This window comes from Burkholderia sp. MSMB1589WGS (assembly GCF_001636105.1).
GTDB classification, from domain to species: Bacteria; Pseudomonadota; Gammaproteobacteria; order Burkholderiales; family Burkholderiaceae; genus Burkholderia; species Burkholderia humptydooensis.
Window position 1 is genome coordinate 2,130,172 of record NZ_LNJT01000007.1, and the last position, 24,354, is coordinate 2,154,525.

The window sequence follows — 24,354 nt, forward strand, 5'->3', positions numbered from 1 at the left end:
TGAAAGCGCAACCCTGACAGGCCCGCTCGCACGCATGCCTTTTGCCATGCGTGGTTGTAGATGCGGCCGATGGGTGCTCCCTTGTACACGAACACGTAGCGCTTGTGCTGCCCCTGCTGCTCGCGCAGCACACCCAACGCGTCCTCGTTCAGCGGCACGGAAATCACCTTGCCGGCTTTGGCCTGGTCGGCATGAATCCACGCCAGCGCCCGCTCTCGATCGACCTGCGCCCATTCCAGCAGTCGCACGTTCGATTCGCGCAGCCCCGTCGCCAACGCAAACCGCGCCATCTGTCGCAGGTGCGTCGGCAGTTCTTCCAGTAGCCGTTGCGCTTGCGCGCGGGTAAGCCAGGTCAGGCGTGCGCTGTTCTCCCGCAGCTTGCGAATCGGGGGAACCGCGTCGATCCACCCCTCCGCGTGGCAGTGATGCAGGATGACCGAGAGCGCGGCCATGTGCCGGTTCACCGTCGCGCCTGCTACCGGACTACCGCGGTACTTCTCGGCCGCCTTCGTCTCGATCAGCGCCTGGATGCGTTCGCGATCGATGTTGCGGACGTTCTCTCCCTTCAGTTGATCCGTTAGCCAGCGCAGGCGCTGTTTGGTGGTCTCCAGCGAGCGCTGATGCTGGTTCTGCTTGAGCCAATGCACGACCGCCGCGTCCCACGTTACGGTCGGCCGCTCGCCGAGCTTTTTTTGCCGCCAGTAATCGCTCGCAACCTTGGCGGCAAGTTCTTCCGCCGCCCTACGGTCCGAGGTGCCAGAAGATTGTCTAATTCGCGAGCCGTCGATGCTGAGGTCGAACCACCAAGGGCCATTTTTTTGTCGCTTGTAGAACCGCATTTCCCACCTGTTTTTTCGTATTGCTGTCTGAGCCAATCTATCACGTCGACATCCACGAGAACCCACGCTCGACCGATCTTTGCGGCCGGCAGTCCGTGGCGGCGGATGCATTCGGACACGGTTTCGGGCGTCGTGAACAACCACGCTGCCGCTTCTTCCAGATTCATCGTTCGCATCTTGAGCGCCTCACGTTCAGGCCCGCGTGGAAGGGATACACGCAGCGCAACTCATGGAATGATGGTTTGAGGTCGTTTTTATGGGTAACTGTTTGATTCAAAACATATTCGTCTGCCATCAATTGCCACCATTCAGGCATGGCGACCCTCAAAAACTCGTGGCCTAAAAAATAGGCAGCGTCCGTAACTGATGGCAAAACGCCTGTAACTCGTGGCAGTCCGTTCCGGCCTATGCCTTGCCCTTCCTCGCTTTCTTTCTCCTTCTTTTTCAATGAAATAGAGAGAGAAGAGAGAAGGACGGCGGCGGCCCGCGCCAAAACCGGACTGATGGCAAAAGCGGCTCGACTAGTGGCAAATGCGGGGTGACACGTGGCGGCACTCTTCTCAACAATCAAGGACTTACGAGCGGATACCCGCGAAATCCACGATTCGCATGCGCTGCCTGCCCGGCCCCTGTGGAAAAATCCGCCCGCGCGGCCCCGCTCCCTCTCGGCTCGTGCTGTTGCCCGGCCGTTTCGACTCGCTGGGGGGACGGGGGGAAGCGAACCGAACGGCGGCCGCGTGACGACGCGCGCCGACTGCTGCGCGCATCGGCGCACGCGGCGGAAACCCGATTCCAGGGCCGCTACGCGGCCGGAAAGAACGGGAGAAGGGGGACGGCCGCCCGGCGGCCGCGACGGCTGAGAAGGCGTCATGCGTGGCTCCGCTCGAGTGCGTCGGTCGCCAGGTCTTCGCGCACCGATACGTGGAGGCCGAACGCGGCGAGGCGCTCGAGCGAGACGGGCGTGAGGTAGGGCACACGGCGGGTGTAGATGCGCCGCTCGACTTCCTTCTCTCCGACCACGACGCCGGCGTGCTTGAGCTGCGTCTTGAACACGCGATCGGACTTCACGGGCAGGCCGTTCCATTTGTCGCGCAGCGCGCTCGTGTGCGCGAGGTGGTCCATCACGTGGCCTGTGCGCAGCAGCAGGCAGAATTCGCCGTCGACCGTATCGAAGGTGTATGGGTGCTTGTAGTTGCCGCCGTCGATCTCCGACAGCACGGTTTCCATGATCCAGACCCACGGCTCGCGATCGGCGCTCGTCTCGGCGACGTGGCTGTTCATTTCCGCGAGCAGGTCGTGCGGAAAACCGCCCTCGCTCGGGTCCATGCCGGCGAATTCGCACAGATAGCGCCAGGCGAGGGCGACGGCGGCGTAGTTGGCGGCCATACGGTTCGCGCCATCATCAGCGCCGCTCGCAATGCATTTCGCAAGTGCCTTGTCGCGCAATGTCGCGTAATGCTCGAGCACGGCGCGCTTATCGAGGCCCGCCAGATACTCGAGCCACTGCCGAACCGGGAAGCGCGGCAGATCGTCGGGCAGCAGCGGGCCGCGCTTGCCGGTCAGCGTCGTGCGCACGAGCTTGCCGAGCAGGCTGCGCACGGGCACGTCCTCGCCGGCCAGCATCACGGGCGCGCACAACAGGTATTCGGTCATGTCGGTGCCGCGGCGCGTCACGGTGTACTGGTAGTTCTCCTGCAACAGCCCGACCGCCTTGTCGATCACGTCCTGCCGACGCGCGGACAGTTCCTCCCATCCGACCGGGTGGCTCGTGTGGCTGATACTCGTCAGCAGCCGGAATTCGGTTTGCAGCGATTGCCCGGAGAACATCGTGAACGCGAGCGAGCGCTCGAGGCGCTTGATGAGTGTCGACTTGCCGGCGCCCTTGTTCGCCTGGATCGTGATGTGCGGCCAGAAGCCGAGCAGCGCCTTCAGGTGCCCACCGAGCGCCCACACGAGCGGGATGGTCGCCGCATTCTGCTTGAACGTCGTCTGGTAGGCCGTGATGACGCGGCGTGCGTCGCTGACCGGGCCGCTCGGGAACGTCAGGTTGTGATACGGGCACTGCTTGTCGGCTTCGGTGAAGTAGCAGTCCGGCCCCTCGTTGACGATCAGGCGGCCGTCGCGCCATGCAAGCCCGACGAAGTTCGCGGCCTGGCGCGCGCCGAGGTCGGCGCCGCGCTCGAGGATGTTGACCATGCGCTTGAACGGCGCCGGTGCCCAGATCGGGCCGAACTTGCCCCACTGGTCGACGTTGTGGAGCTGGTCGTCGAGCATCACGCGGCGGACGAGCTGCGCGCCATGCCGCGGCGTCTGCACGGACACGGCGAAGTAGACGGTCGGCGCCTGGTCGGCGTCGCCCGTCATCGTCGACGTCGCGCTCGCGACCGATACGCGGCTGATGCCGGCGATGCGAAAGCCGCACAGGTCCGTCATGACGGGCGTCTCGACGCCGGATTCCTCGTTGCGGTCCATCTTCGTGATGTAGCTCGTGAAGTCGGGGCGTGTGCGGAAGCGCCAGTACTGCGCGAAGTCGTGCGACGGCAGAAAGATGCGGGGTCGGCCGCGGCGCGACGCGTCGCCAGCCAGGCCGGCAATGAGCCACGGCTCGAGCTGCTCGAGCGCGCGCGCCAGCTCGACCGGGCCGCGCAGTTGCAGGTAGTCGTTCACGTCGTTGATCGGCTGCTGCTTCGTTTCGCCGTCCGCCAGATCGGCAAGCCAGCCGGCTTGGTCGACGAGCACGGCGCTGATGTTGAGGCTCGCGAGACGCTCGTAGAGCGCCCACGCGGCTTCCGGGCCGGGACGGTGGCCGGCGCGCGGATGGCCGTCCGCGAACGGCTCGTCGTTGTCGAGGCAGATCACGACCTGCTTACCGCGCAGCGACGAGAAGTCGATCGCGTCAACGTTGGCGAGGCCGCGCAGCGCGAGCGCCGCTGCGCCGGGCATCGCGCAGGTGTCGATCGACAGCGCATTGATTGCGCTTTCGACGATGAATACGCGCTTCGCCTTGTCGAGACGCCGGGCATCGGCGGTCCAGCCGTAGCCGGCCTTGTCGCCCTGTGTCTGCGTCTTGACGCCGCCATTGAGCGCCGGGTCGACATAGCGCATGTCGACGGCGACGACACGGCCGTCCGCCGGCTCGCGCACGATGAATGCGGCGGCCGGGCCGGCGTGCCCGACTTCGCCGGCGGCGACTTTCGAGCTCGTCCACGTGTTGAAGCCGAGCGAGCGCGCGGCGAACGCGGCGTCGATTGCCGCGGCCGAAATGCCGCGGCCGCCGAGGTATTCGCGCACGCGGTCGCGCTCGGCGAGGCAGCGGTCGGCGATGTATTCGACGGTCGACTTCTCGCGGCGCTCCGCCGGCGCCGGTCGATCGAGCGGGATGCCGTAGGCGTCGTGCAGGTAGCGCACCGCGTCGGCGACCGTGCCGCCGCGCGCGTGGATCACCAGGTCGATGCACGAGCCGCCGGCATCGGCGCTGTGATCGCGCCAGCCGGTGCCGTGCTTTGGGTGGTTCACGTAGATCGACAGGGACGGGCTTTTGTCCTCGTGCTGCGGCGAGTGATAGAGCGCCTTGTCGCCGCCGCGGCCGCGCTTGAGGCCGAGGCGGTCGGCGAGGTCGTGCAGGTCGATTCGTTGTTTCAGTTCGTCGATCGTGGCCATTTCTGTGTCTGCTACTTGGGTTGCTGCGGTGTGCGGTCGGTGGGGTTGCCGGTCGTGGCCGGGCTGAACACGACGGCGTGCAACGCCGCGGCGGATTCGGGGAAGGCGAGGGCGAGGCGGTCGCTGAGCGCGGCGACGAACAGGCCGAGCATGCATTGCCGTTGAAGGCTGCCCGGCTTGTTGTCGAAGCGCAGCGTGCCGGCGGCCGCGGCGATTGCGGAGGCGAGCGCGATGTCGTGCGGCGCGCGGTTCGGATCGTGGTTCATGCGGGAATCCTCCCGAGGATGGCGTGTTCGTTCTGTTGGATTCGATGCACGGCGATTTGCAGATCGGCGCGTGCCGTCATGGCTTCATCGAGCATGTCGCGCAGCCGGCGTTTGTTGCGCTCGAGGTTTGCGGCCGCGTGGGCGATCGCGGCGTCGCGCGTCGGGCCGACGCCGGCCGCCATGCCGGACGCAAGATGCGTGACAGCCCACTTTTCGGGGTGGCCGTGCGGCGCGTGACGCTCCATGTGAATGCCGAAGGTTGCGCCGGCGTCGTTCGGAATCACGACGTGATCGCCGATCACGGTGCGAAGGCCGGCGGTCGTCATGAGCTCGTAGCGGATCGATGCGGCCGTCATGCTCACCACTCCCCGGCGAGGCCGCCAAGCGCATTCAGGCGCGAGCAGACATCGATACACAAAGCAGCGTGCGACCACGGGAAGTACCCGTGACGTTTCAGCGCTCGTAGTTCTGCGATTTGATCGAACGTCACGTAGCGGCAGGCGCGCCGATAGCGGATGTCCGCATCCATGTCGTCCGACGGTAGGGGTTCAGCAAACAGGTTCATGTCACCCTCGAAAAAGCCGGGGCGTCGTGCGGACCGCCCCGGAAAAGCGCCGCGCCCCGAGGCATCGGGGAGTGCGCGCGGCGTGAAAGTGGATGCGCTATCGGGCGATGCAGCGCGACAGCGCGTGATCGGATCGCCTCGAGCTCGTCGACGGCGGCCGGCGCGGCGCTATGTGGGCTTGGCTTGATTGGCTTTGGTCGCCGCGCGTTCGTATGCGGCGCGATCAGCCCATACGATCAAGCCCACACGGCCCGCGCCGAGCGCTGCTTCGGCCGTCGTGATCGCGTCGGTTGCGAACGAGACGAGCGTTCCCCGCCGCATGGCGCGGATGTCCGTCATGGACTGTTCGAGGAGCTGGAAGCGCAGGTGGTCGTTGCCGATCTCGGCGAAGAATTCCGTGAGCGTCATGGCTTACCTCCGCGGCGGAACGGACCAGGCCAACGCCGCGACCAGGGCGACCAATGCGGCGACGCCGACCGCGAACGCGATGGTGCGTGCGTGGCGTACATCGAACAGGCGCAGCACGTCGGCGGTCAGGCAGTGAATGCCCGTGAGTGAAAAAGAGAGCATCAGCAGTACGCCGACACCGAAAACGTAGGGCTTCATCGTGTGGTTCCTCATGTATGCGCCGGCGGCCGGCGCAGATGGGTCAGTCGTTGGTGTCATTTGCCGCGCAGCGTTTCGCGTCGAAGCTGCACCGCAAGCGGACGTATTCGCGGCTCTGCATCGCTCGCGCCGCGGATTCGACGACAAGGCGAACCGCGGGCGGAGCCATGTCGAAGTCGCCGACCATGCGCAGGCGCGACCAGGCCGCGCGCAGCTCGAGCTCGGAGAGAGGCGCGCGCATCGTGATCAGTGCAGAAGCCGGATGGTCGGAACGAGCGCCGGCATGTCGGTCGCGGCATCCCAGCGGCCGCCGAGCGCGTAGCCGAGCTTGCGGGCGGCGCCGAGAAACACGATGGCGTCGACGTCGGCGTTCCAGAGCTTCCGTAGGTATTCGCGGCGTTTCTCGAGTGGAAGGTCAGAGACGATGAAGGGAAAAATGAGCGGGGCGGCAGCGGAGGTCGCCATATTCGTCTCCTTCTTTCAGTTGGCGAGGGACTGTTGCTTGAGGCCGGGCGCGAGCGTGTCGAGGTCCGTAGTCGACATGCCGAGGAGCCGGGAGACGTGGCGAAGGTTGGCGTACAGTTCGAGTGCGACGCCGCGCTCGGTGGTACGAGACAGGTCCTTTGCGAGCATGCCGCGGTAGCGCAAAGCTGACAGGCGCTGCGAGACGGTGAGGCGTCCCGTCTGTTGCGGCACCAGGCGACCCTCGAGTACGTCGAGCACCCATGCGCGGAACGACTTCGCACGATCGGTGCGAGCAAGCATGCCGAGCAGGTAGCAGCCACGCGGGCTGAAGATGCGGACCTGCTGGCGGCCGCCGGCGGTGTCGAGCTCGAGGAGCTGCGTCATCTCGTCGGTGAATTCGTCGGCGTTTCGCGAGTAGAGGTCGTCAATTGCCTGACGCGGGTTTTGGTAGGCCAAGGCGTCAGCAACTTGCTTACCCCTTAGCCACGGCACGTTGTGAATATCGACCACGTCGAACTCGACGGTTTCGAACACGAGAACGGCGGATGAGGCGTTGTGCTGCATGGATTTCTCCTTTCTTCGGGCAAAAAAATCCCCTCGCGCCGGTTAGGCACGATGCGAGGGGAAACAGCGGAAGCGGGTTAGGGTGCTAGACGGGCAGCTCGAGCTGCTGCGCGAGGCGTTCGCGCACGTGCGGCGAAAGCGGCAGGTTCAGCGACAGATTCGGCGTCCCGGACGGCGACAGCGTGCGTGCGAACTCCATGTTCACGACGTACGTGTGGCCGCATTCGGGGTTGTTGCACTGATACGTGACTTCGCGGAAGGTCAGCGACATTTCGCGGCTGCTGCGTGCGGTGGCTCGCGTGCGGCAGTGAGGGCAGCGATTCAGGATTCGCATGACGAACTCCCTGGGCGGCATTCGCCGTAGCCGCGGCGGGCGCATTCGCAATGCACACCCACTTCGCCAAGTGTGGCAACGGCGTCAAGGTATTTGCGGGTGACGAGCACGAAGCCGACTGCGGCGACGAGCGTGTCGATTTTGTCGATCACGACTCCCTGCCCGCCGCTGAGGAAACGGCTGACCTGAGAGTCATCCCATCCAAGAGCTTGTTGCACGTCCTGACGCTTGGGGCCGTGCAGAGCATGGCGAAGCGCTGGCTCGATTAGGGCAGGGTTTCGCATGATTCAATGCCCCACAACGGGATTTGCGTGCGCTTGCGCGCTCGCGTCGGTAACTTTGGCCTGATACCGCTCAACCCCTTCGAGGTAGATTAGTCGCGCGACGCTGGACGTCGAGCGATTTTGGGACGCGGACAGCTCTTCGAGCGTGCGGCGTTCGTCCGGCATGAGCCGCATGTACACGGGCTTGTTGGACAACACGCCGCGCGGCGAGCGCGTAACGGGAGCTTTCTTGCGAAGCATGGCGGTATACTTCCCTTCGTTAACCTTGCACAAACACATGATATGCGGTCGTTTGGCCTCATGTCAACGAATTTTAAATTCAAATGAATTCATTTGCGGAGCGCCTACGAGAAGAACGTCTGCGCCTTGGATTGAATCAGACGGACTTCGCCGCGTCTGGAGGGGTTAAGCGAGATGCGCAGCAAAACTATGAAAGCGGTTTGCGGCGCCCCGACTCCTCATATCTGGAAGCGATTGCCGCGCTGGGCGTGGATGTGGCGTATTTGCTGACAGGGCAGCGCAATGCATCGGAGCTGTCGGCAGACGAGGAAGTCTTGCTTGCGGGATATCGCTCGCTTGACGCGAAGGGGCGTGCCGGTGTGCTCGGCATGATCGGGGGGATGACGCAGCAGGTTCCTGTCGCGCCGAAGGCTGCGAAAACCAAGGCGGTTCATCAGAATTTCGAAGGGGCGAAGATCGGGAATCACGTGGTTGGCGATGTGACGGCGCCCTTCACAATCAACATGGGGGGACCAGGACGAAAAAAGAAGCGGGAAAGCTAACGCACCTGGGAGAAACAAACGGCGAGGCCAGCCGTAGGAGAAAAAGAAGGTAATGAATCAGAAATTCAGCGGAGAGGTCGGGCAGGTTGCTGGCGGAGATGTAAAGGCCAGTAATGCGCAAGCCAACGTCAATATCCACCTGCATAGCGGGGCAGAATCGAAGCAGTACATCAGCGAACGCCAACGGCGCGCAATCGGAGCAAAAGTCTTTGAGCTTGAGGCAAAGACCGGTGTCGAGAAACTCATGGTGTACCGCCGCTTGAGGACGGTGTTCAAATTCTCGAGCATGGACGAGATGCCGCGTGATCTGTTTGAACGCGTGATGCGGTATCTCGACGGGTGGATACGCAACGGGTCAGCGGATCAGTCCCCGCGTGCCTCTGTTCAATCGGAGCTCAACGAGCGTAAACACGCCGCACCGCAATCACTCGCGCCCGCTGAGTCACAGGCCGACCACGCGGTTCGACAAGCCGACGCCACGGCGCCAATTGAACCGGAATTCACGCTGGCACAGCAACAGAAAAAGCAATCGCCTTGGCTTGCTGTATCGATCGCCGTAACGGTGACGATAGCCGTTGTTGCGACGATGTACGTTGTGATGCACCGACCAGACAAGTCCGCGCAGAATCAAGTGGCTGCCATATCACCACATTGCGAATATGGCGGCAATCGCTATTCGCCCGGTAGCGTGGTCATGCAAGCAGGTGTGCGCCGACAGTGTGCGACTACGGGTGATGGTGCCGCATGGCAGAAAGCGGACACAGCCCGGCGCTAATTCGTCGCGCTTTCGCAAAATAATTTCTAACAGGCGCACACGATTGCGCTATTCATTCCGGGGAACTCATGAAAGTATTACTTCTGTTTGTTGCGACGATCCTAATTTGGGGCATCGTTTGGAGAGCTCTTGCGAAATTCTGGAGGGGCAAGGGGCACCGTGGGTTCGCATCTCATTTGGGTGCCGGCATTGTTGGTTTTGCCGTGTCGATGATCTTCTTTGGGACGCTTGCTCCAGAGGAGGAGCAAGCGAGCGTTGCATCAGCGTCCAGTTCCTCAGCGGTTGCTTCTTTGGCGGCTCCTGATGTTTCCGCAAGCAGCTCATCCGCAGAACAACGAGTGTCGCGGCCGGCCGTAGCCACCTCAGTCGAGGCAGCATCGTCCAGTTCAGAAAGTAAAGGCGAAAAAGAAGGCAATGCGAATGAGGATCGGGACTTGGGCATGACCCCCAAGCAATATGCGGCTCGTTTCGATGAGATCGTGAAAACGATGGATTTGCCGTTCCGGGCTCGTTTCTCCAACAAACACCATGGAAGCGTTGTAGATACGGTTCGCGCAGACTTTGACGAGCACATGGGTTTGATTGCTCGTGTGAGCAAAGAATCCGGGAAACTTCTCGAAGTCATGTTCATCGGCGGTAGTGACGGAACCCCTGATACCGCCGCCAACATCGTGCTGGTGGCCGCTGCTGCCCTAACTGCTGCTATTCCAGACATATCCGTCAAATCCGTGACACCCAAAATCATGGATATGGTGACGAAGTATAAGGAGGGTGGAGACAATCAGGAACGCGTTCTTAACGGCGTAAAGCTCTACTACCTGAGAGGCGAAGGGATCGGACATTGGTTCGGGGCAACACCGGCCTGATCCGAAAGGAATTTCATTTTCCTGCTTTCCTGAAATGCGATCGGTGCCGCTCCGTCGTCGGATCGTCCCGCATTTCGAGCTCGAGCGCGGTCGTGAATCCAACGTCGCCGATCGTGTGCGTTGCCTTCTTCACGAGCCACGGCGTCTCGTCGATTTCCGGTTTGAAGCCTGACACGGTCACGGGCATTTCCGGGAACAGTTCGGCGCGGCCGCGCGCGAGCGTGTAGCTCATCGTCGCCTGGCTGCGCTGCATCCGCTTGAACTCCGCTTGCGCGGCAGCGCGCGCTTCCGCCTCCGTTGCGTAATCTTCCGGCAGCACCTTCACGTTCTTGTTGTTCTCGCCGCCGACGATGACCGACTTCCGCTTCGCGCGGCCGGTCGAATGGTAGTGCGCGCGCACGGCCGCGTAGTTCTCGCGTTCGGACACGTGGTAACGATGACTGTCGCCGCTCGCGCGCGTCAGTTCGAGCACGTCGAGCTGCTTTCCGCTCGCCGTCTGGCCGGTGCCGATCGGCATGAACAGCAGGCGTAGGTCTTTCACGTTCATCACCGCGTCATAGCGCTTCGCCAGGCGCGTCAGAAACGACATGTCCGATTCGTGCGTCTGGTCGATGTGCGCGATCAGGATTTTCGCGAGCGCGTCGCCGACGGTCGGCGCCAGCGAGTAGCGTCCGGCGATCGCATGCACGATCGAGCCGATCGTCTGCCGATGCCAGCTCTTTTCGCGGCGCTCCTGCATGCCGCTCGTCATCGCGGCCGAGCGCGCGCGAACCGTGATGATGTCCGGCGCGCCGCTGTGCTCGACTTCGTTCACAATGAAGCTGCCCTTGTCGACGAGCGGCTCGCCGGCCCATCCGATCGACGCCTTGATCGTCGCGCCGCGCTTCGGAATGTCCAGATCGTTTTTCGAGTCGTCGAGCACGATATCGATGGTGTCCGCCTCATCGGAGCGCGACTCCGATATCGACAGCGACACAAGCCGCGGCGCGAACAGGCGCGACAGATCGCGGCCGCCGACTGAAATGCGGTAATCCGGCTGCGGATGCAGGCGCGCGACGCGCGGCGCGTCGTGCGATTCCGGCCTCGTGGTGCGTTCGTTCGAAGACGTAGCCATCAGCGCTTGTCCTTGCGCGAGTTCTTCTCGCGCGCTGTGCGCAGCACGTCGTCGTCGACGCGCTCGATCGTGAGCTGAAACTCGATGCGCCGCGGCGTGCCGTCCGCCGTGTGGTAGCTCTGCGTCTCGTTCAGCTCGGCGATGACATACGCGCCGTAGACGTTGCCGGCGCCGTCCACGAGCACATACGCTTCTCCGGTGTCCGCCATCGCGGCGAGCTCGCGAATCGACGCGATCGAGCCGAACGTCTCGGGTGCGACGAGGCCATTCAGCGTGATCGTGTCATCGCCGACGCCGGCGAACTGGCGGCCGTCGCGCGCGCCGACGCGCGAGCTCGTCGGATGCTTCCACGTGCGCCGGCGCTGCAATTCGCGAAACGGCGCGCTCGTCAGGTTAAAAACGAACTGGTCGAGGGACATGAGCATGCGTAGCTCCGGTTGCGTCAGTCGGACAGGCGCGAGCCGATGCGCGACTGCTTCGCGCGCTCGCGGCGATCGAGCGCGGCTTCGACGGCGCGCGCGATCGCGTGCGGGTCCTGCCCGGCCTGCGGGTAGATGTTGATGACGATCGGCGACGCCGGTGCGGCCGGCGATGAAGCCGCGGATGGCGCGGCGAGCGGCGCGCGGCGATCGATCGGCACGGTCGCCTGCACGAGCGGCGGCATCGGCTTCGCGAGCGCCGGCGTGCCGAATGACGCGACGGCTACGGTTGCAAGGCCGAGCGCCGCTTTCGCGACGCGCTGCTGCTCACCCTGCATGCCGAGCGCGGCGCCTTCACCGACGAAGCCGCCGAGCTGCGCGAATACGCGGCTCGGGCTATGAATGCCGAGCTTCTCTTTGAACCAGCCCACCGTGCTGTTCGCCATATTCGAAATCGCGTCTTTCACCTTGCCCAGTCCGCTGCTGATGCCGCCGACGAGCCCGTCGATAAGGTGCCCGCCGAACTCGGAGAACTTCGCGGGCAGCTCGACGCCGAACAGCGACAGCACGCCCGCGAGCGCCCGGTAGAACATGCCGAGCGGCGACCAGTTCAGAATCAGCGTGCCGAGCGCGGCGAGCCCGCCGTTCAATGCCGCACGCGCGTCGCCCATCGCTTCGACGAACAGGCCGGCGAGCCCGCCGAGCGCGCGGCCGAGCCACGTGAGCGGCACGAGCGCGACGCGCAACACCGTGCCGAGCACCGCACCGAATCCGCGGCCGGCCGCCGCCGCCGCGGATAGGCCGTCGGCGCTCGCGCGCGCCGGCGCGAACAGCTTGCCGAGCCAGCCGGCCACCGTCGAGAGCGCACCGCCCAGCCCGTTCCACAGCGGTTTTGCCGCCGCTAGCGCGCGACCGACCGGCTGCAATGCGACCCGAAGCGCGACGCCGATCGGCGCCAGTGCATCGCCGATCGCCGTGAGCGCGCCCCCGACGAACGCCTTGATCGGCCCCCAATAGCGGTAGATCAGCAGCGCGGCGGCGGCGAACGCCGCGGCGTATAGGCCAATCGGCGTCGTGAGCAACAGGCGGCCGGCACCCATCGCGGCCGTGCCGAACATCCGCCATGCGGCCGCGCCGATGCCGAGCGCGCGCGACAGGATGCCGCCCTGGATGCCGAGCGTCGCCATGCTGAAACGCACGACGGCGAGCGGGCCGAGCACGCCGGCGAGGACGATCGTGAAGGTTCCCATTACGGCGAGTAGCCCGCCGAGCACGGCGGCGACAACAACAATCGCCTTGGTCGCTTCGGGATGCGCCTTAATCGCCTTCAACAGTCTGTCGGCCAGTTCGCGGGTTTTGTCGAGCGCGGCGTTGTAGATCGGCGTGACGCGCTCGCCGATCTCTTCTTTCAGGTCTTTTACCTTCGCGAGCGCGGCGATTTCCTTTCCGGAGGTTTGCTGTTTCGCAATGGCGTCCAGTTCGGTAATACCCGCGGCACCCTTGTTCAGACGCTCGTTCTTCGCGATCTGGCCGCGCTGCAAGTACATCGTCGCGAACAGGTTCGATGCGGACCGGTTTGTGAAGATCGAGCCGATTGCGCTGAGAATTGCCTTGTCTCCCTTGATGCCCTTCTTTTCCAGCGCCGGCAGCAGCGTCTTCTGCAACCATTCGTAAGGAGACGATTTGTACTGCTCTGCATTGAGCAGCGCGCCATCCGCGAACGCCTTCACGTGGCCGTTCTTGTCGTATTCGACTTTCTTCGCATCCAGCAGGCCGAGCTTCATCAACTTGCGCGTGGCGCGTACCGTCGTTCGCCCTTCGATCAAATTCTGATAGCCCGACATCAGCGCGTTACCTGCTGTGCCGCCCTGCATCTCCTGAACGATCGGCTCCATCTGATAGAAGAATGCGTCCTTCGACAGCGACTTGGCGGCAACGCCGCCGCGTTGGATGAACTCCATCCACTGGTCGCCCCCGACGCGGCCGCCGGTCGCCGAAATCACTTTCTGCACCCGGTTCGCCTCGTCACGAAACGTCGCCTCGTCTTTCGTGCCGTTGCGCAGCTCGATCACCTTGAGCATGTTCATGAACTTGCGTTCGTTTTCCTCCCCATGCCCGGCGCCGTACATGGCCTCGTTCGCGAATTTCATCTGCGACAGGATCGGCGCGGCCATCTGCGCGTGATGCTCGTCGGCGAAGATCGTCATCGAGTCGCGCATCATGGTCAGATTGTCGGTGTAGCTCGAACCGTACACCTTCATGCTACGGGCGAACTTCTCCGCGTCCCGCGTCGACTGCTCGCCCAGGCCGAGAGCCTGAATGCGCGCGATTTCGTTCTGCGCCTTCTTAGCTTCGTCCAACGTGCCGCCCAAACCGCCGAGAACGCCTGTGCCGGCGGACTTCGCCGCGTAACCGCCAATCGCCATGCCGCCGGCGACGCCCTGTAGCGCCTGCATCTTGCCGCGCGCCGCGCCGAGCTTCTTCTCGCGCTCGGCCATGGCTTCGAGCTGGCGCGTCTGTGTCTGCATTGCCGCCGTGGTCTGCGCGATGTTCGAGCGCAGCGTGCGTTCGTGCTCGGCGAGCTGGAGCGTGTCGATGCCCGTGCTCGCGAGCTGCGCGCGCAGCTCACGTACGCGGGCGGACTGCTTCTCGTGCTCGATCGACAGCCGCGCCGCGGACTGCTTCGCCTTCTCAAAATCGGCAATCATCTGACGCGAGGGTTGGTCGGCCGCACGCAACGCAGTGGCGAGGCCATTCACGCGCGTTCGCGCTTCGCCGAGCTTCTCCGCTGTGCCCGCGAGCCCGGTGCGCATCTCGCGGAACGAGGCGACGGCCTTCTGCTGCTTGCCGAGCTCGGCGAGTTCGCCGCGCGTCTGCTTGAGCGCCTGCGCGAGCCCCTTGTTGCTGTTCAGCACGTTCTTCAGGGGCTTCGTGAAGTTGTCGATCATGTCGAACATCACGCGCAGTTTCAGGGCGTTGTCCATCGTCACTCGTTTCCGCTACGTATCCGGGCGCGCTCGCGCCAGTCCATCAATTCGGCCAGGGAGAAGGCGGCCATATCGCGCGGCGTCCAGCCAAACACCGTCGCGATATCGGCCATCGCGTCTTCTACGCGGGCCGGGATTCCATGCTCGCTTTCAGCGCCTTCGGCATCAAAAAACCCGCGAAGATGCCCCCCAATGCCACGAGGTCGGCCGGGTCCATGCCGGCCACGTCGAACTCGGTCAGCGTCGGCGTGCTGATGCGCGGCAACACCTTGCGCAGCGCGTCGACATCGAGATTCACGAGTGCGGCGAGCGACGTGCCGCGCAGCGCGCCCGCGGCCGGCTTGCGCAACGTCACCTGCGTAATGGTCTGCCCTTCGCGCTCGATCGGTGTGTCGAGCGTGTGCGTGTTCTCGTCGGGCGCGGCGTGGCCCGTCGTTTCGATGTGAGCGGTGTCGATGGTCGTCATGGTGTTTCCTGGGTTGGATGTGAAATTGGAATGGCCCGCGCTCGCCGCGGGCGCTCGATTACAGGCCCATTGCGCGGCGAAGGTCCGACGCGAGGTCCATGCCGTTGATCTTCTCGACCGCGTTCACGAAGTCGAGCTCGATGAGGTCGCGCCCGTTCACGGTCAGCTTGTAGTAGCTGGCGTTGGTCGTGATCTTGAATTTAGTGTCTTCCTTCGCCTTCGCGGTGCCCATGTCGATCTCTTCGTGGCGGCCCTTCACGACCACTTCGATCTGGTCGTGCTTCTTGCTGTCCTCGCGACGATAGCCGCCGGCGAAGCGCAGCAGCACGCCGTCGTGCTGTACGGCGCCGTACTGTTCGAGCACTTCGACCATGAAGCCGCCGCACGTCCACTCGAGCTGGAGCTCTTCGCTGCCGTAGTCGATTTTCACGGGGCCGGTCATGCCGCTGCCCTGCCACGCTTCCATCTTGCGCTTGAGCTTCGGCAGGTTGAGCTCTTCGACTTCGCCCACGAAGTTCGCGCCGTTGTGAAAGACGTTGAAGCCCTTCAGTTTTCGAGGCATACCCATTGCGTTTGACTCCTGTTAGCCCGCCACGCGCGCCGGGAAATCGGCGAGGAAGCGGTCGGTGATGCGCTGGCGCAGCACCAGATTTTCGAGAGGCGGAACCGGCGTGTAGTCATAATCGATGTACGCCTTGCCGGATGCGAGGATGTCGGCCGTGTTCGGCTCCGGATCGATCCACGCGCTACCGCCGATCAGGTAGCCGTTCGCGACCTGCTGCCGGAACCAGCCGTTGATGCTTTCCACGATGTCGCGCGCGAGCGACGGATTCAGCGGCCCGTCGACGACGGGCATCTGCGCTTCGGCGATCGAATCGGCGGCAACCTGCGCCGTGCGCGTGTAGTTCTCGAACGCGAACTTCGGATCGTCCGAGCACGTGCGCTCGCCCCAGAACCGGAAGCCGTTGCGGTTCACGAGCGTCGTCACTTCGTGCTCGTTCAGGTAGCCCGCATCGGTCGCCGGGTCCTGCAAATCCCACGACACGTCGGCGCTGATGCCGGACACGCCGTTCACGACGACATTCGAAATCGTCTTGTGCCAGCCGATATCGTTGTCAATCTTCGCGCGCAAGCCGGCGGCGATCGCCGGCGCCGGAATGACGGCCGTCGAATTCGTCGTGTCGTCCCAGCCGAGCCAGTCCGGCCAGATCACCATGATTTCGCGTTGGCCGAACTGCTTGCGGTACGCGGCGGCTTCTTCCTTCGTCTTGCAGCCGGACGCCGACACATAGGCCATCGCGCGCAGCGACTGCGCAGTCGCCACGAGCGCGGCCGCGACCGGCTGCGTATCGAGGCCGGGCGCGGCGAGAATGCGCGGCTTGACGCCGAGCGAGGCCTGTGCGGCGAGCAGCGCCTTGATGCCCGTGTATTTGCCTTCCGGCGTCACGGTGCCGATGACGTTCGAGGTCGTCTCCGCTTCGTCCTTGCCTTCGGCGACGCGCACGACGACGGTGAGCGGCTTCGTCTGCTGGCCGATCGCGTCGAGCGTGCGGCGCAGCGTGCCTTTCTTGCCGGCCTTGCCGAGCGCGGCAACGACGTTCGTCAGCAGCACGGGCGTGTTCAGCGGAAACGCGCTCGCGTCGGCGTCGGCCGCCGTGCAGACGACGCCGAGCACGGCCGTCGACACCGAGCGAATCGGCCGGCCGCCTTCGTTGATTTCGATGACGCGAACGCCGTGGTGGTAATCCTGCGGCATGGTGTGCAGCTCCTGTTACGTAAAAATCGGGAGGATTCCCGGTGATCGGGCCGGCGTCAGGCCGGGGCGTGTTCGGCGTCCGGCCGCGCGGCGTCGCCGGCGGCGACCGGCTCGGCGGGCGGCATGCCTTCGGGCGCGACGGGCTCGGGCGGCGGCGGCACGCAGGGCGCGGGCATGTCGGGCCACGCGATCGCATCCGGGAACGTGTCTTTCTGGATCGCGGCAACGAGCGCCATCTGGTAGGCCGACCAGGCTTTGAAGTAGTACGTCTGCTCGTCGTCGAGCTGGCCCGCCGCGTAGGCGTCGGCTTTGCCGAGGTTCTCCCGGCGCGCGATCGCCAACAGCCGCTCGAACTCGGCCATCGCCGCGTCGCGCTTCTCGCGCGCGATCAGCTCGGGCGGCACGGTCCATGCGCCGTCAATCCACGCGTGCCGCTCGGACGGGCGCGGCTCGGTCGTCAGGCCGAGGTCGGCCGGCGTCTTGCCCGCGATCGCGATCTCGACCGGCTCGCCCGTGTCGGTCCGATAGCAGACGCGGCCGCGGTAGTCCGGCAACAGGAACCACGCGCCGTCGCGGTAGAACGGCCACGTGGTCGGCGTGCGCGCCGGCGGCGCATCGAGCGTCGCGGACGCCGGAATCAGCCAGCGGCCGTCGTTACGCGGGTCGGCGTCCGGCTGGCCGCTGCTCAGGTATTCGCCCGTTGCCGGGTCGTAGTGGTGAATCAGCATGTCGTGTCTCTCGTGGTTAGTAGGCGCGAATCAGCGCGAGCAGCGCGACGTTGCGCGGGCGGGATTCGTCGCCGCCGTCGGGTTGAACCGTGATCGCGTGCGCGTGGCGGCCACCGCCGCCGACGCCGACGCCGTGCTGGTGATTTCCGGCGCCTTCGGTGTTGAACTCGTGCCCGTGGTTGCCGGCCGGGCTCGTCATCCCGTACACGTTGTCGTTGTCGCTGCCTTGCGCGCCACGGTTGTTGGGCGAGCCCCACGTTCCCCACGGCGGGTTGTACATCTGCGGGTTCTCGCCCCACGGCGAAATGTGTTGGTGGTCTGGCGCTGCGGCCGTCCAACCGTGGTGGTCGTGCCAGCCCTGTACGTCGGTCCAGGCCGAATGCACGTGGTCCGGCGCTTCGCTCGCCCCTGCCCCGTGCGCGTGCGTGTGGTTCTGGTCGCCCTGGAATGCGCCAATCTGCCGGCTTGCGTCGACGCCGCCGCGCGCATCGGACCAGCAACGAATGAACTCGCCGCGCAGCTCGGGCAGGCGAAACGTCGTCGCGCCGTCGCCGGTCGAGAAGCAGCCCCACCGATCCTTCATCCAGTCCGCATCGGAGACGAGGGCGCCGCTCGCCTGCGCATACGCCCACAGCTCGGGATAGTCGGCACGGTTCACGAGCACGCCATTCGCCTTGAGGAAGCCCGGCCGCACGGTTGTCCGCGGCTCGAAGACAATCTGGCCGATCGTCGTCGCCGACAGGACCGAGCGCACCCATTCCGTTGTCGCGACGCGCGTCGATCGATCCGCCGCCGGCGGCGTCGGCACGGTGACAGCTTCTTCGAAGGCCACGAGCGACGGCGAGAACCGCACGACGGCGCGCGCGTTGCACGTCACGCCGAACTCGCCATCGGCCGCGTGATAGAGGCCGGTATCCGGCGCGCCGTCGTTGGCGAACGTGAGCGACGGCGCGGCCGGGCTGCCTTCGGCGAGCACGAGCCGCTTGCCGGGCGCGAACGACACATCGCCGGCCAGCGTGCCGCCCTTGCTCTTGTCGAGCGGGTCGAGGTTGCCTTCGTGCCACACGATCCGCCCGTCGACGCGAAAGGTGCGATTCGCGAACTCGTAATGGAACGAGCCGAGGGTGGGCGACCACCAGCCGACCGCGCTCTTGCTCGCGTAGTGGTAGCCGTCGAGGGGGCCGAGGCTGATATGCGCCTCCCCGGCGCCTTGCCCGACAATCAGGTCGCGACCGATCTTGACGTTGCCGCCGAAGACAGCGCCCGCACCGCTGCCGTCGACGATCACCTGTCCCGTCGTCAGCGACCACGAGAACGGCCGATAGTCGTTGTAGGTGCCGTCCGGCGCGCCCTTCGGTGTCGACAGCAGATACACGCTCCATCCGTCGTTGCGGATGAGCGCGCCGTAGCCTTCGCAGACCGCGCGGAACTGGCCGCCGGCGCCGCCGGCGTCGATCGCGCGCGCCGTGACGCCTTCCGACGCGTCGACGCCGCCGCGCACCTGCAGCGCGGTCTTGCCGTCGTCCGCGCGCTCGCCGATCAGCACGCGGCCGCCCGATGTGAAGCGCGCGACACGCTTCTGCTTCGCGTCGCTCGCCGCATCGTTGTTCGTGCCGTCGTTGACGCACACGTCGACATACTCGCGGCCCCATGCGCCGGCGTCGAATCCGGCGCGCAGCGTCGCGACCAGGCGCGGGCTCAGATCGGGCAGCGACGCGTCGCCGAACGTGCCGAACAGGCGTGCCTTACCGGTCTTGCCGACGCCGGCCGTCTTCGGCGACACGTCGAGCTGCGCGGCGCGATCGTCGACATCGGCCGCGACGCGCACGCGCCCGTCGAACGTCGCGCCCGACAGCGCCGCGTAGCGCCGCCTCGCCGTCTTCGGCGTGATCGCGCGCGTGTCGTCGTCGCCGGCGTCCACTTCCGCCTGCGTGGCGAGCTCGACCACGCCCTTGCGCTCGGTCGTCGCCGGCGGATTCAGGAACGTCGCCGGCCCGAACTCGAGCTTCGCCGCGTCGATCGTCGCGAAAACGACATCGGTCGCGAGCAGCATCATTGCCGCGGGCGATTTTTCGAGAATCGGCGTGTCCTGCACGTACACGGCGAACAGCACGCCGTTGTCGAGATACAGGCCGAACGCGTAAAGCGAATACTGGTCGCTCGTGTCGTCCTGGATCACGACGTGCACCGTGTCCGGCGCGACGTTTTCGCCGCCGAACGTGGACACGCGCTTGCGCTCGTTCGGCATCGTTTTCATGCCGCGGTCGAACGCGAACGGCTCGGCGCCGAGCCCGATTTCGACGACGCGGCGCGCGGCCGTGCCGGTGTTGCCGCCGGCGACGAGTGCCGCGCGGCCGGCGTCGGTGATGTTGATGAGCATTCCTGCCATGTCAGATATCCGTGAGGGACAGGCGGCGATACACCGCCGCGCGTGCGCCCGCGCCGATGCGCTGCGTGCCCGTCGCGCTGAAACCCTGCGTGAACGTGTAGTGCGCGGTGCCGCGCTTGGCCCGGTCAACTTCGGCGATGATGTCGGCGACGTATTCGGCGGTCGCCGGGATGCCGTCGCGCGCGCCGACCGTCATCAAAATTTCGAACGTGCCCGGCCGGCCCTTCGGCGTCTTCTCGAACCACTCGCGCATCGCGACGTTCGCGCCGAACGACGCGCACACTTCGCGCACGGCCGCGGCCGTGCCTTTCTTGCGCGCGATCCGGATCGCTGCTTTCACACGCGCGCGCTTCACCTGTTCGGGCCAGTAGTCCTTCCACGTCTCGACGCCGAGGTGCCACGCGAGCCACGGCAGGAACCGCAGCGGGATCGTGCCGGGATTCATCAGCGTCCCGATGTCGACTGGAATCTCGCTGATACGCGCGTTCGTCTCCGCGATCCGGCGTTCGAGCGCGGTCGCGTTCGGGGGCAGCAGCGAGGTTGCCAACCTAGTCATCCGCGACCCCGCCGTCGATCAGCTCGATTCCCGTGCAGTACGGCGCCTGCTCGTGCGTCACGGGAACGCCGCCCGCCGGCGCGTCGAGCAACACCTTTTGCACGCCGGCGACGCGCATCGCCGCGTGCAGGCCGTCGACCGTGATTTCCATGCCGATGCGCCGCATGTCCGCCGCGAACCTGTCGGTGCGCTTGCGGGCTTCCGCGAGCGCCACGCCGCGATCCGGGCCGGAGAAGAAGCGCAGCGTCGCGCGGATCGCATACGGCACGACTTTCGCGCTCTGCACGATCACCTGGTCGGTCTGCGGCCGCACGCCTTCCAGCGCCGCGCGCACGATGCCGATCAGTTCGTCGCTCGCCGTGCCGTCGCTTTCGCGCGACAGAACCGTGACGACCATCACGCACGGCTCGGGGCTGCGCGCGGACGCGGACAGCACGCGGCCGTCCGCCGCGCGTGCATGGAACACGTACGCCTCTTCGGGGCCGGCGACGGAGAAGCCGCGCGGCGCGAGCTGCACGCGCTCGCGCAGGCTGTCATCGTCTTCGTCGACCTGCTCGACGTCGTGCTCTGGATCGGCCGCCGTGATCACGAGCCGCTCGACATCGAACAGCGCGGCGAGGTGGTCGAGCGTCGTGCCGCGCGCATAGGCGAGCAGCACGCCGCGCGATTTATCGTTGATGAGCTGCCGCAGCAGGACTTCGCGATAGGCGTTTTCTTGGAGGACGCGCGTCACGGGCTCGGATTCGAGCGCGAGCGTCGCGGCGATTTCCGCCTGGTGCTCGACCGGATACAACGACACGAGGCGCGCCTTGCGCTCGGCGAACAGCGTCTCGAAGTCGAGCGGCTCGACGATGTCCGGCGCCGGGAGCTGCGAGAGGTCGATGGGCGTGCTTCTCACGATGCGCCCCCGTTCGACAGCGGCACGCGTAGCGACACGAGCTCGTCGCGCTCGTCGGTCCAGCCTTCGATGTCGACGAACTGCCGGCCGGCGAAAGCATCGGCGGCGGCCGCCGAAATCTGAACGCGCGTGACGGTCAAGCGCGGCTCCCACCGCATCAGCGCGGTTGCGATCGCGGCGTAAAGACGAATCCGGGTCGCGCCGTTGGCGGGCGCGTCGATGAGGTCGGGCAGTTCCGAGCCGAACGTGCGGCGCTGGATGCACGAGCCAAGCGGCGTCGAGACGATGCGGCCGATGGATTGCGCGAGGTGATCGAGCCCGGACATCGAGCGGCCCGTCTCTGCGTTCATGCCCCTCATAGCGGCGGGCTCACTTCGGCCGATTCGCCGCGCGCCTGGTGTGTGTGGAACGGCACGCTCTTGCCCATCGAGCGCACTTCGCCCGTGAAATCGGCCGCGCCGTCGATGCGCATGACGTTGCCGCCGCCGGCGCTACCCGAGCCCGTCATGCCAGACTTGAACACGAGCGGCCCTTTCACGAGCAAGGCGCCCGTGCAGGTGGTCTGTTCAGAGTCGAGCGTGACCGACGCGGCTTTCACGGTCGCCGATTCCGTCTCGACCGTGACCGACACGGGTGCGACGAGGCGTACCGTCGCGCCGGCGGGCAGTTCGGCCGTGAGCGCATGCGCGTCGTGGTCGTAGCTCACACGCGCGCCGTCCGCGTAGACGCGGGTGTGGGTGTTCGGCAGGTGGTCCGGTGCGGGGAACGCGTCGGAGAACACGCCGCGCAACGCGACGCCTTGCGCAAGGTCGCCCATCGCGCCGAGCACGACGACTTGCTCGCCCTTCGTCGGCGGCAACCATTCGCGCGTGTTGCCGGCCGCGGGCGTGAGCCACGGAATCCAGTTCGTTTGCAGGCCGTCGTCGTCCGATTCGCCGATCGTCACGCGGCAAAGCGCCGCCTTGTGGTCGACATCGAGAATCGAGCCTTTGCGCACGGCGTTGCGTGCTTGCCGTTGAATTTCGTTCGCATCCATACCGGCAATGGTGCCGGTCGCCCGCGCGGGGCGCGAGCACTCGCCTTTGTCGTGCCGCCGGGTACAGCGTGCTCGTGATCCGCGCGGCGAATCGGGCGTCGACAATGGCCGCTCGACACACGCAACGGCGCGTGCGGCACGTGCTGCGCGCGCATTTCCACTCTCGCAACACGATGACGATTCACGCTACCGACGCCGCGCCCGTGGCCGATCTTTCCCCGCTACTCGACCGACTTCACGCAATGGATGCACTCACGCTCGCGCGCATGCTGCCCGACGCGTCAATCGATATGGTGTTCACCGATCCGCCGTATTCGTCGGGCGGGCTGCACACGTCGGCGCGCTCGCGGCCGCCGAGCGCGAAGTACATCAACAGCGACACGAAGACCGTCTATACCGACTTCGAGAGCGACAACATGGATCAGCGCGCGTGGGCGTTCTGGTGTCACGCCTGGCTGAGCGAATGCCGCCGCGCGTTGAAGCCGGGCGGGCTGCTCGTGAGCTTCATCGACTGGCGCCAGCTCCCGACGCTGACCGATGTCGTGCAGGCGGCCGGCTTGGTCCTGCGCGGCGTCGCGGTATGGGACAAGACGCCCGGCCGCACGCGGCCGCGGCGCGGCGGCTTCGCGCAACAGGCCGAATTCGTCGTATGGGCGAGCCGCGGCGCAATGCGCGACTGCGATGTGTATCTGCCGGGCGTGTTCCCGTGCCGCTTGCCGGTGCCGAAGCAACACGTCACCGAGAAGCCGCTCGATATAGCGCGCGAAGTCGTGCGGCTCGTGCCGGCCGGCGGCGTCGTGTGCGATCTGTTTGCCGGATCGGGGACGTTTCTCGCCGCGGCGCGGGAGGCGGGGTTGCACTGGATCGGATGCGAGACGAATGGGGCGTATCACGCGGTCGCATCGGCCCGGCTCGACGCTACGACGGATGACTCAGGGGGCAGGCAGCGCAGTAGTTAAATGAAACGATTCGGCGGATTATTGAATGATGTGATTCAACCTCAATTTAAATAGGGGTGGAAAAATATTAATTCCTATCTCCTATAATAACGTCGGTACTTGAGGGTCGTTAATGCGCGGGACGGGGTCATTGCTGGCGGGGTAATTAAAAATATAAATTTCAGCTACGGATCGAGCTCGATTTAATCGGCCTCGATGCGAAATTTAATTAATTATTTCGCTAAAAATAAAGTGTCCCCATAAAATAGACGGAGCATGATGATGAAGCCACTCGTGACGAGGACGCCGCGGCGTATCCAACTAGACCATCCATCGCTGGCGAAGTTAGACGTTTCCACATCGCCACCGCCAGCCAACTCGATTACTTCTCAACTCTGGGAAGCATGCTATAGCTTGGCACAAGATGCCCTTAACTCGCCTTACATTCAAGGCATTGCTAACGGTACCTTGCCTCCCTGCAATTACGGGCAATACACAGTGCAGGACGCAGCATACTGCGTTCGGGCAGAGCAAGATTATCGTCTGGTTGAGGCGCGCGCGAAAAAACATCATGAAGACATGCTGGCAGCTTTTGCACAGGCTCGCTATGAAGGTTATCTGTCTTACACCGACTCCATCATGAAGTCGTGGCACATCAAAGACATCCTGGCGATTAATCCGAACGATGCAGTAAAAGCTTATGTTGCCCATGAACACTATGTAGCCGAATTCATGGAGCCGATCTATGGCGTCGTCGCAATGATCCCCTGTGATCATCTCTGGTCATGGCTTGCGGAGACGCTTTCGCCAGATAACGTCCCGAACAACCTTTACGACTTTTGGATAAGCGATAACCAAGATTGGAGTGGCACTTATCGCCTAGAAAATTTTGTCAACAGTTGGTTTGCAGCGCATCCTAAGCAATATGAATGGGAGTCGGCCTTGAAAGCCTACAGGGGGAGCATGCTTGGCGAGGTTGGCGACTTTCGCGCAGCCTTGGAATGATTGTCCAGTTCCATAACATACAGCCGAGGGCCGCATACGATGCCGATCGAATGTGG

34 protein-coding genes are annotated in these 24,354 nt (G+C 64.8%); 6 read left to right on the forward strand and 28 right to left on the reverse strand.

Features of this window, described 5'->3' with window-relative positions; all coding sequences use genetic code 11:
• The first annotated feature begins 104 nt into the window (after positions 1–104).
• Complete coding sequence (locus WT16_RS34465) at positions 105–323, forward strand: hypothetical protein (RefSeq protein WP_197486483.1); 219 nt, start codon at positions 105–107, stop codon at positions 321–323.
• Between the two features lie 341 nt (positions 324–664).
• Here the strand turns inward: WT16_RS34465 and WT16_RS31745 are convergent, their stop codons facing one another.
• The 14 genes from WT16_RS31745 to WT16_RS17785 all read right to left on the reverse strand — a co-directional run bounded on the left by WT16_RS31745 (position 665) and on the right by WT16_RS17785 (position 7,823).
• Positions 665–1,006, reverse strand: a complete 342-nt coding sequence (locus tag WT16_RS31745) for a helix-turn-helix domain-containing protein (protein WP_076836148.1) — start codon at positions 1,004–1,006, stop codon at positions 665–667.
• Positions 1,003–1,410 (reverse strand): hypothetical protein, encoded by a 408-nt coding sequence (locus WT16_RS35010; RefSeq protein ID WP_223232936.1) that lies wholly within the window; start codon positions 1,408–1,410, stop codon positions 1,003–1,005. Before WT16_RS35010 ends, WT16_RS31745 begins: the two co-directional genes overlap by 4 nt.
• A gap of 296 nt (positions 1,411–1,706) precedes the next feature.
• Positions 1,707–4,499: a toprim domain-containing protein gene (locus WT16_RS17730; RefSeq protein WP_063533800.1), complete on the reverse strand. Its 2,793-nt coding sequence runs from the start codon at positions 4,497–4,499 to the stop codon at positions 1,707–1,709.
• 11 nt (positions 4,500–4,510) lie between these two features.
• Positions 4,511–4,765 carry a hypothetical protein gene (locus WT16_RS17735; RefSeq protein WP_038724513.1) on the reverse strand — a complete coding sequence of 85 codons (255 nt, stop codon included), beginning with the start codon at positions 4,763–4,765 and terminating at the stop codon, positions 4,511–4,513.
• The gene (locus WT16_RS17740; RefSeq protein WP_004524470.1) at positions 4,762–5,121 is read right to left on the reverse strand and encodes a hypothetical protein; all 360 of its coding nucleotides are present in this window, start codon (positions 5,119–5,121) and stop codon (positions 4,762–4,764) included. Before WT16_RS17740 ends, WT16_RS17735 begins: the two co-directional genes overlap by 4 nt.
• A gap of 2 nt (positions 5,122–5,123) precedes the next feature.
• Positions 5,124–5,330: a hypothetical protein gene (locus WT16_RS17745; protein WP_038724517.1), complete on the reverse strand. Its 207-nt coding sequence runs from the start codon at positions 5,328–5,330 to the stop codon at positions 5,124–5,126.
• 168 nt (positions 5,331–5,498) lie between these two features.
• A complete protein-coding gene (locus WT16_RS17750; protein WP_004531069.1) occupies positions 5,499–5,738 on the reverse strand; it encodes a hypothetical protein in 240 nt (79 codons plus the stop codon).
• 3 nt (positions 5,739–5,741) lie between these two features.
• Entirely contained in the window at positions 5,742–5,936 is a 195-nt protein-coding gene (locus WT16_RS17755) for a hypothetical protein (RefSeq protein ID WP_004524467.1), read from the reverse strand.
• A 43-nt stretch (positions 5,937–5,979) separates the two neighbouring features.
• Positions 5,980–6,177 carry a hypothetical protein gene (locus tag WT16_RS17760; protein WP_038726639.1) on the reverse strand — a complete coding sequence of 66 codons (198 nt, stop codon included), beginning with the start codon at positions 6,175–6,177 and terminating at the stop codon, positions 5,980–5,982.
• A 5-nt stretch (positions 6,178–6,182) separates the two neighbouring features.
• Entirely contained in the window at positions 6,183–6,401 is a 219-nt protein-coding gene (locus tag WT16_RS17765) for a hypothetical protein (RefSeq protein ID WP_004549898.1), read from the reverse strand.
• Between the two features lie 15 nt (positions 6,402–6,416).
• On the reverse strand, positions 6,417–6,965 hold the full coding sequence (locus WT16_RS17770; RefSeq protein WP_038724520.1) for a Bro-N domain-containing protein: 549 nt from the start codon (positions 6,963–6,965) through the stop codon (positions 6,417–6,419).
• Between the two features lie 85 nt (positions 6,966–7,050).
• Positions 7,051–7,299 carry an ogr/Delta-like zinc finger family protein gene (locus WT16_RS17775; protein WP_004549899.1) on the reverse strand — a complete coding sequence of 83 codons (249 nt, stop codon included), beginning with the start codon at positions 7,297–7,299 and terminating at the stop codon, positions 7,051–7,053.
• Complete coding sequence (locus WT16_RS17780) at positions 7,287–7,583, reverse strand: phage DNA-binding protein (RefSeq protein ID WP_004549900.1); 297 nt, start codon at positions 7,581–7,583, stop codon at positions 7,287–7,289. The genes WT16_RS17775 and WT16_RS17780 overlap by 13 nt, the downstream gene beginning before the upstream one ends.
• A 3-nt stretch (positions 7,584–7,586) precedes the next feature.
• On the reverse strand, positions 7,587–7,823 hold the full coding sequence (locus WT16_RS17785) for a hypothetical protein (protein ID WP_004524462.1): 237 nt from the start codon (positions 7,821–7,823) through the stop codon (positions 7,587–7,589).
• Positions 7,824–7,906: 83 nt separating this feature from the next.
• On the opposite strand from WT16_RS17785, the gene WT16_RS17790 reads away from it, so the two are divergent.
• From WT16_RS17790 to WT16_RS35015, 3 genes are all read left to right on the forward strand, one after another.
• Positions 7,907–8,365 carry a helix-turn-helix transcriptional regulator gene (locus tag WT16_RS17790; RefSeq protein ID WP_004549901.1) on the forward strand — a complete coding sequence of 153 codons (459 nt, stop codon included), beginning with the start codon at positions 7,907–7,909 and terminating at the stop codon, positions 8,363–8,365.
• Positions 8,366–8,417: 52 nt separating this feature from the next.
• On the forward strand, positions 8,418–9,140 hold the full coding sequence (locus WT16_RS17795) for a hypothetical protein (protein WP_004549902.1): 723 nt from the start codon (positions 8,418–8,420) through the stop codon (positions 9,138–9,140).
• Positions 9,141–9,208: 68 nt separating this feature from the next.
• Positions 9,209–10,006 carry a hypothetical protein gene (locus WT16_RS35015; protein WP_229280561.1) on the forward strand — a complete coding sequence of 266 codons (798 nt, stop codon included), beginning with the start codon at positions 9,209–9,211 and terminating at the stop codon, positions 10,004–10,006.
• A 13-nt stretch (positions 10,007–10,019) separates the two neighbouring features.
• Here the strand turns inward: WT16_RS35015 and WT16_RS17805 are convergent, their stop codons facing one another.
• The 14 genes from WT16_RS17805 to WT16_RS31755 are packed head-to-tail and all read right to left on the reverse strand — an operon-like array spanning position 10,020 to position 22,510.
• The gene (locus WT16_RS17805; protein WP_063533801.1) at positions 10,020–11,120 is read right to left on the reverse strand and encodes a phage late control D family protein; all 1,101 of its coding nucleotides are present in this window, start codon (positions 11,118–11,120) and stop codon (positions 10,020–10,022) included.
• Positions 11,120–11,545 carry a phage tail protein gene (locus WT16_RS17810; protein ID WP_059934552.1) on the reverse strand — a complete coding sequence of 142 codons (426 nt, stop codon included), beginning with the start codon at positions 11,543–11,545 and terminating at the stop codon, positions 11,120–11,122. The genes WT16_RS17805 and WT16_RS17810 overlap by 1 nt, the downstream gene beginning before the upstream one ends.
• A gap of 17 nt (positions 11,546–11,562) precedes the next feature.
• Positions 11,563–14,523, reverse strand: coding sequence for a hypothetical protein (locus tag WT16_RS17815; protein WP_063533802.1), 2,961 nt, complete (start codon positions 14,521–14,523; stop codon positions 11,563–11,565).
• Positions 14,524–14,525: 2 nt separating this feature from the next.
• Positions 14,526–14,639 carry a GpE family phage tail protein gene (locus WT16_RS17820; protein WP_004552648.1) on the reverse strand — a complete coding sequence of 38 codons (114 nt, stop codon included), beginning with the start codon at positions 14,637–14,639 and terminating at the stop codon, positions 14,526–14,528.
• A gap of 8 nt (positions 14,640–14,647) precedes the next feature.
• Positions 14,648–14,992 (reverse strand): phage tail assembly protein, encoded by a 345-nt coding sequence (locus tag WT16_RS17825; protein ID WP_004531064.1) that lies wholly within the window; start codon positions 14,990–14,992, stop codon positions 14,648–14,650.
• A 58-nt stretch (positions 14,993–15,050) separates the two neighbouring features.
• Positions 15,051–15,560 carry a phage major tail tube protein gene (locus WT16_RS17830; RefSeq protein ID WP_004524455.1) on the reverse strand — a complete coding sequence of 170 codons (510 nt, stop codon included), beginning with the start codon at positions 15,558–15,560 and terminating at the stop codon, positions 15,051–15,053.
• A gap of 15 nt (positions 15,561–15,575) precedes the next feature.
• On the reverse strand, positions 15,576–16,748 hold the full coding sequence (locus tag WT16_RS17835) for a phage tail sheath protein (RefSeq protein ID WP_063533803.1): 1,173 nt from the start codon (positions 16,746–16,748) through the stop codon (positions 15,576–15,578).
• Between the two features lie 56 nt (positions 16,749–16,804).
• Positions 16,805–17,476 carry a tail fiber assembly protein gene (locus tag WT16_RS17840; RefSeq protein ID WP_063533804.1) on the reverse strand — a complete coding sequence of 224 codons (672 nt, stop codon included), beginning with the start codon at positions 17,474–17,476 and terminating at the stop codon, positions 16,805–16,807.
• 16 nt (positions 17,477–17,492) lie between these two features.
• Positions 17,493–19,856 carry a phage tail protein gene (locus WT16_RS17845; protein WP_063533883.1) on the reverse strand — a complete coding sequence of 788 codons (2,364 nt, stop codon included), beginning with the start codon at positions 19,854–19,856 and terminating at the stop codon, positions 17,493–17,495.
• Positions 19,857–19,866: 10 nt separating this feature from the next.
• Positions 19,867–20,421, reverse strand: a complete 555-nt coding sequence (locus WT16_RS17850; RefSeq protein WP_063533805.1) for a phage tail protein I — start codon at positions 20,419–20,421, stop codon at positions 19,867–19,869.
• Positions 20,414–21,319: a baseplate J/gp47 family protein gene (locus WT16_RS17855; RefSeq protein WP_063533806.1), complete on the reverse strand. Its 906-nt coding sequence runs from the start codon at positions 21,317–21,319 to the stop codon at positions 20,414–20,416. Before WT16_RS17855 ends, WT16_RS17850 begins: the two co-directional genes overlap by 8 nt.
• Complete coding sequence (locus WT16_RS17860; protein ID WP_059929861.1) at positions 21,316–21,678, reverse strand: GPW/gp25 family protein; 363 nt, start codon at positions 21,676–21,678, stop codon at positions 21,316–21,318. The genes WT16_RS17855 and WT16_RS17860 overlap by 4 nt, the downstream gene beginning before the upstream one ends.
• On the reverse strand, positions 21,675–22,355 hold the full coding sequence (locus tag WT16_RS17865) for a phage baseplate assembly protein V (RefSeq protein ID WP_063533807.1): 681 nt from the start codon (positions 22,353–22,355) through the stop codon (positions 21,675–21,677). The genes WT16_RS17860 and WT16_RS17865 overlap by 4 nt, the downstream gene beginning before the upstream one ends.
• Positions 22,262–22,510 carry a hypothetical protein gene (locus WT16_RS31755; protein WP_082874847.1) on the reverse strand — a complete coding sequence of 83 codons (249 nt, stop codon included), beginning with the start codon at positions 22,508–22,510 and terminating at the stop codon, positions 22,262–22,264. The genes WT16_RS17865 and WT16_RS31755 overlap by 94 nt, the downstream gene beginning before the upstream one ends.
• Positions 22,511–22,528: 18 nt before the next feature.
• On the opposite strand from WT16_RS31755, the gene WT16_RS17870 reads away from it, so the two are divergent.
• Positions 22,529–23,314 carry a site-specific DNA-methyltransferase gene (locus WT16_RS17870; RefSeq protein ID WP_063533884.1) on the forward strand — a complete coding sequence of 262 codons (786 nt, stop codon included), beginning with the start codon at positions 22,529–22,531 and terminating at the stop codon, positions 23,312–23,314.
• Positions 23,315–23,575: 261 nt separating this feature from the next.
• The gene (locus WT16_RS31760; RefSeq protein ID WP_231892035.1) at positions 23,576–24,298 is read left to right on the forward strand and encodes a hypothetical protein; all 723 of its coding nucleotides are present in this window, start codon (positions 23,576–23,578) and stop codon (positions 24,296–24,298) included.
• Positions 24,299–24,354 lie beyond the last annotated feature (56 nt).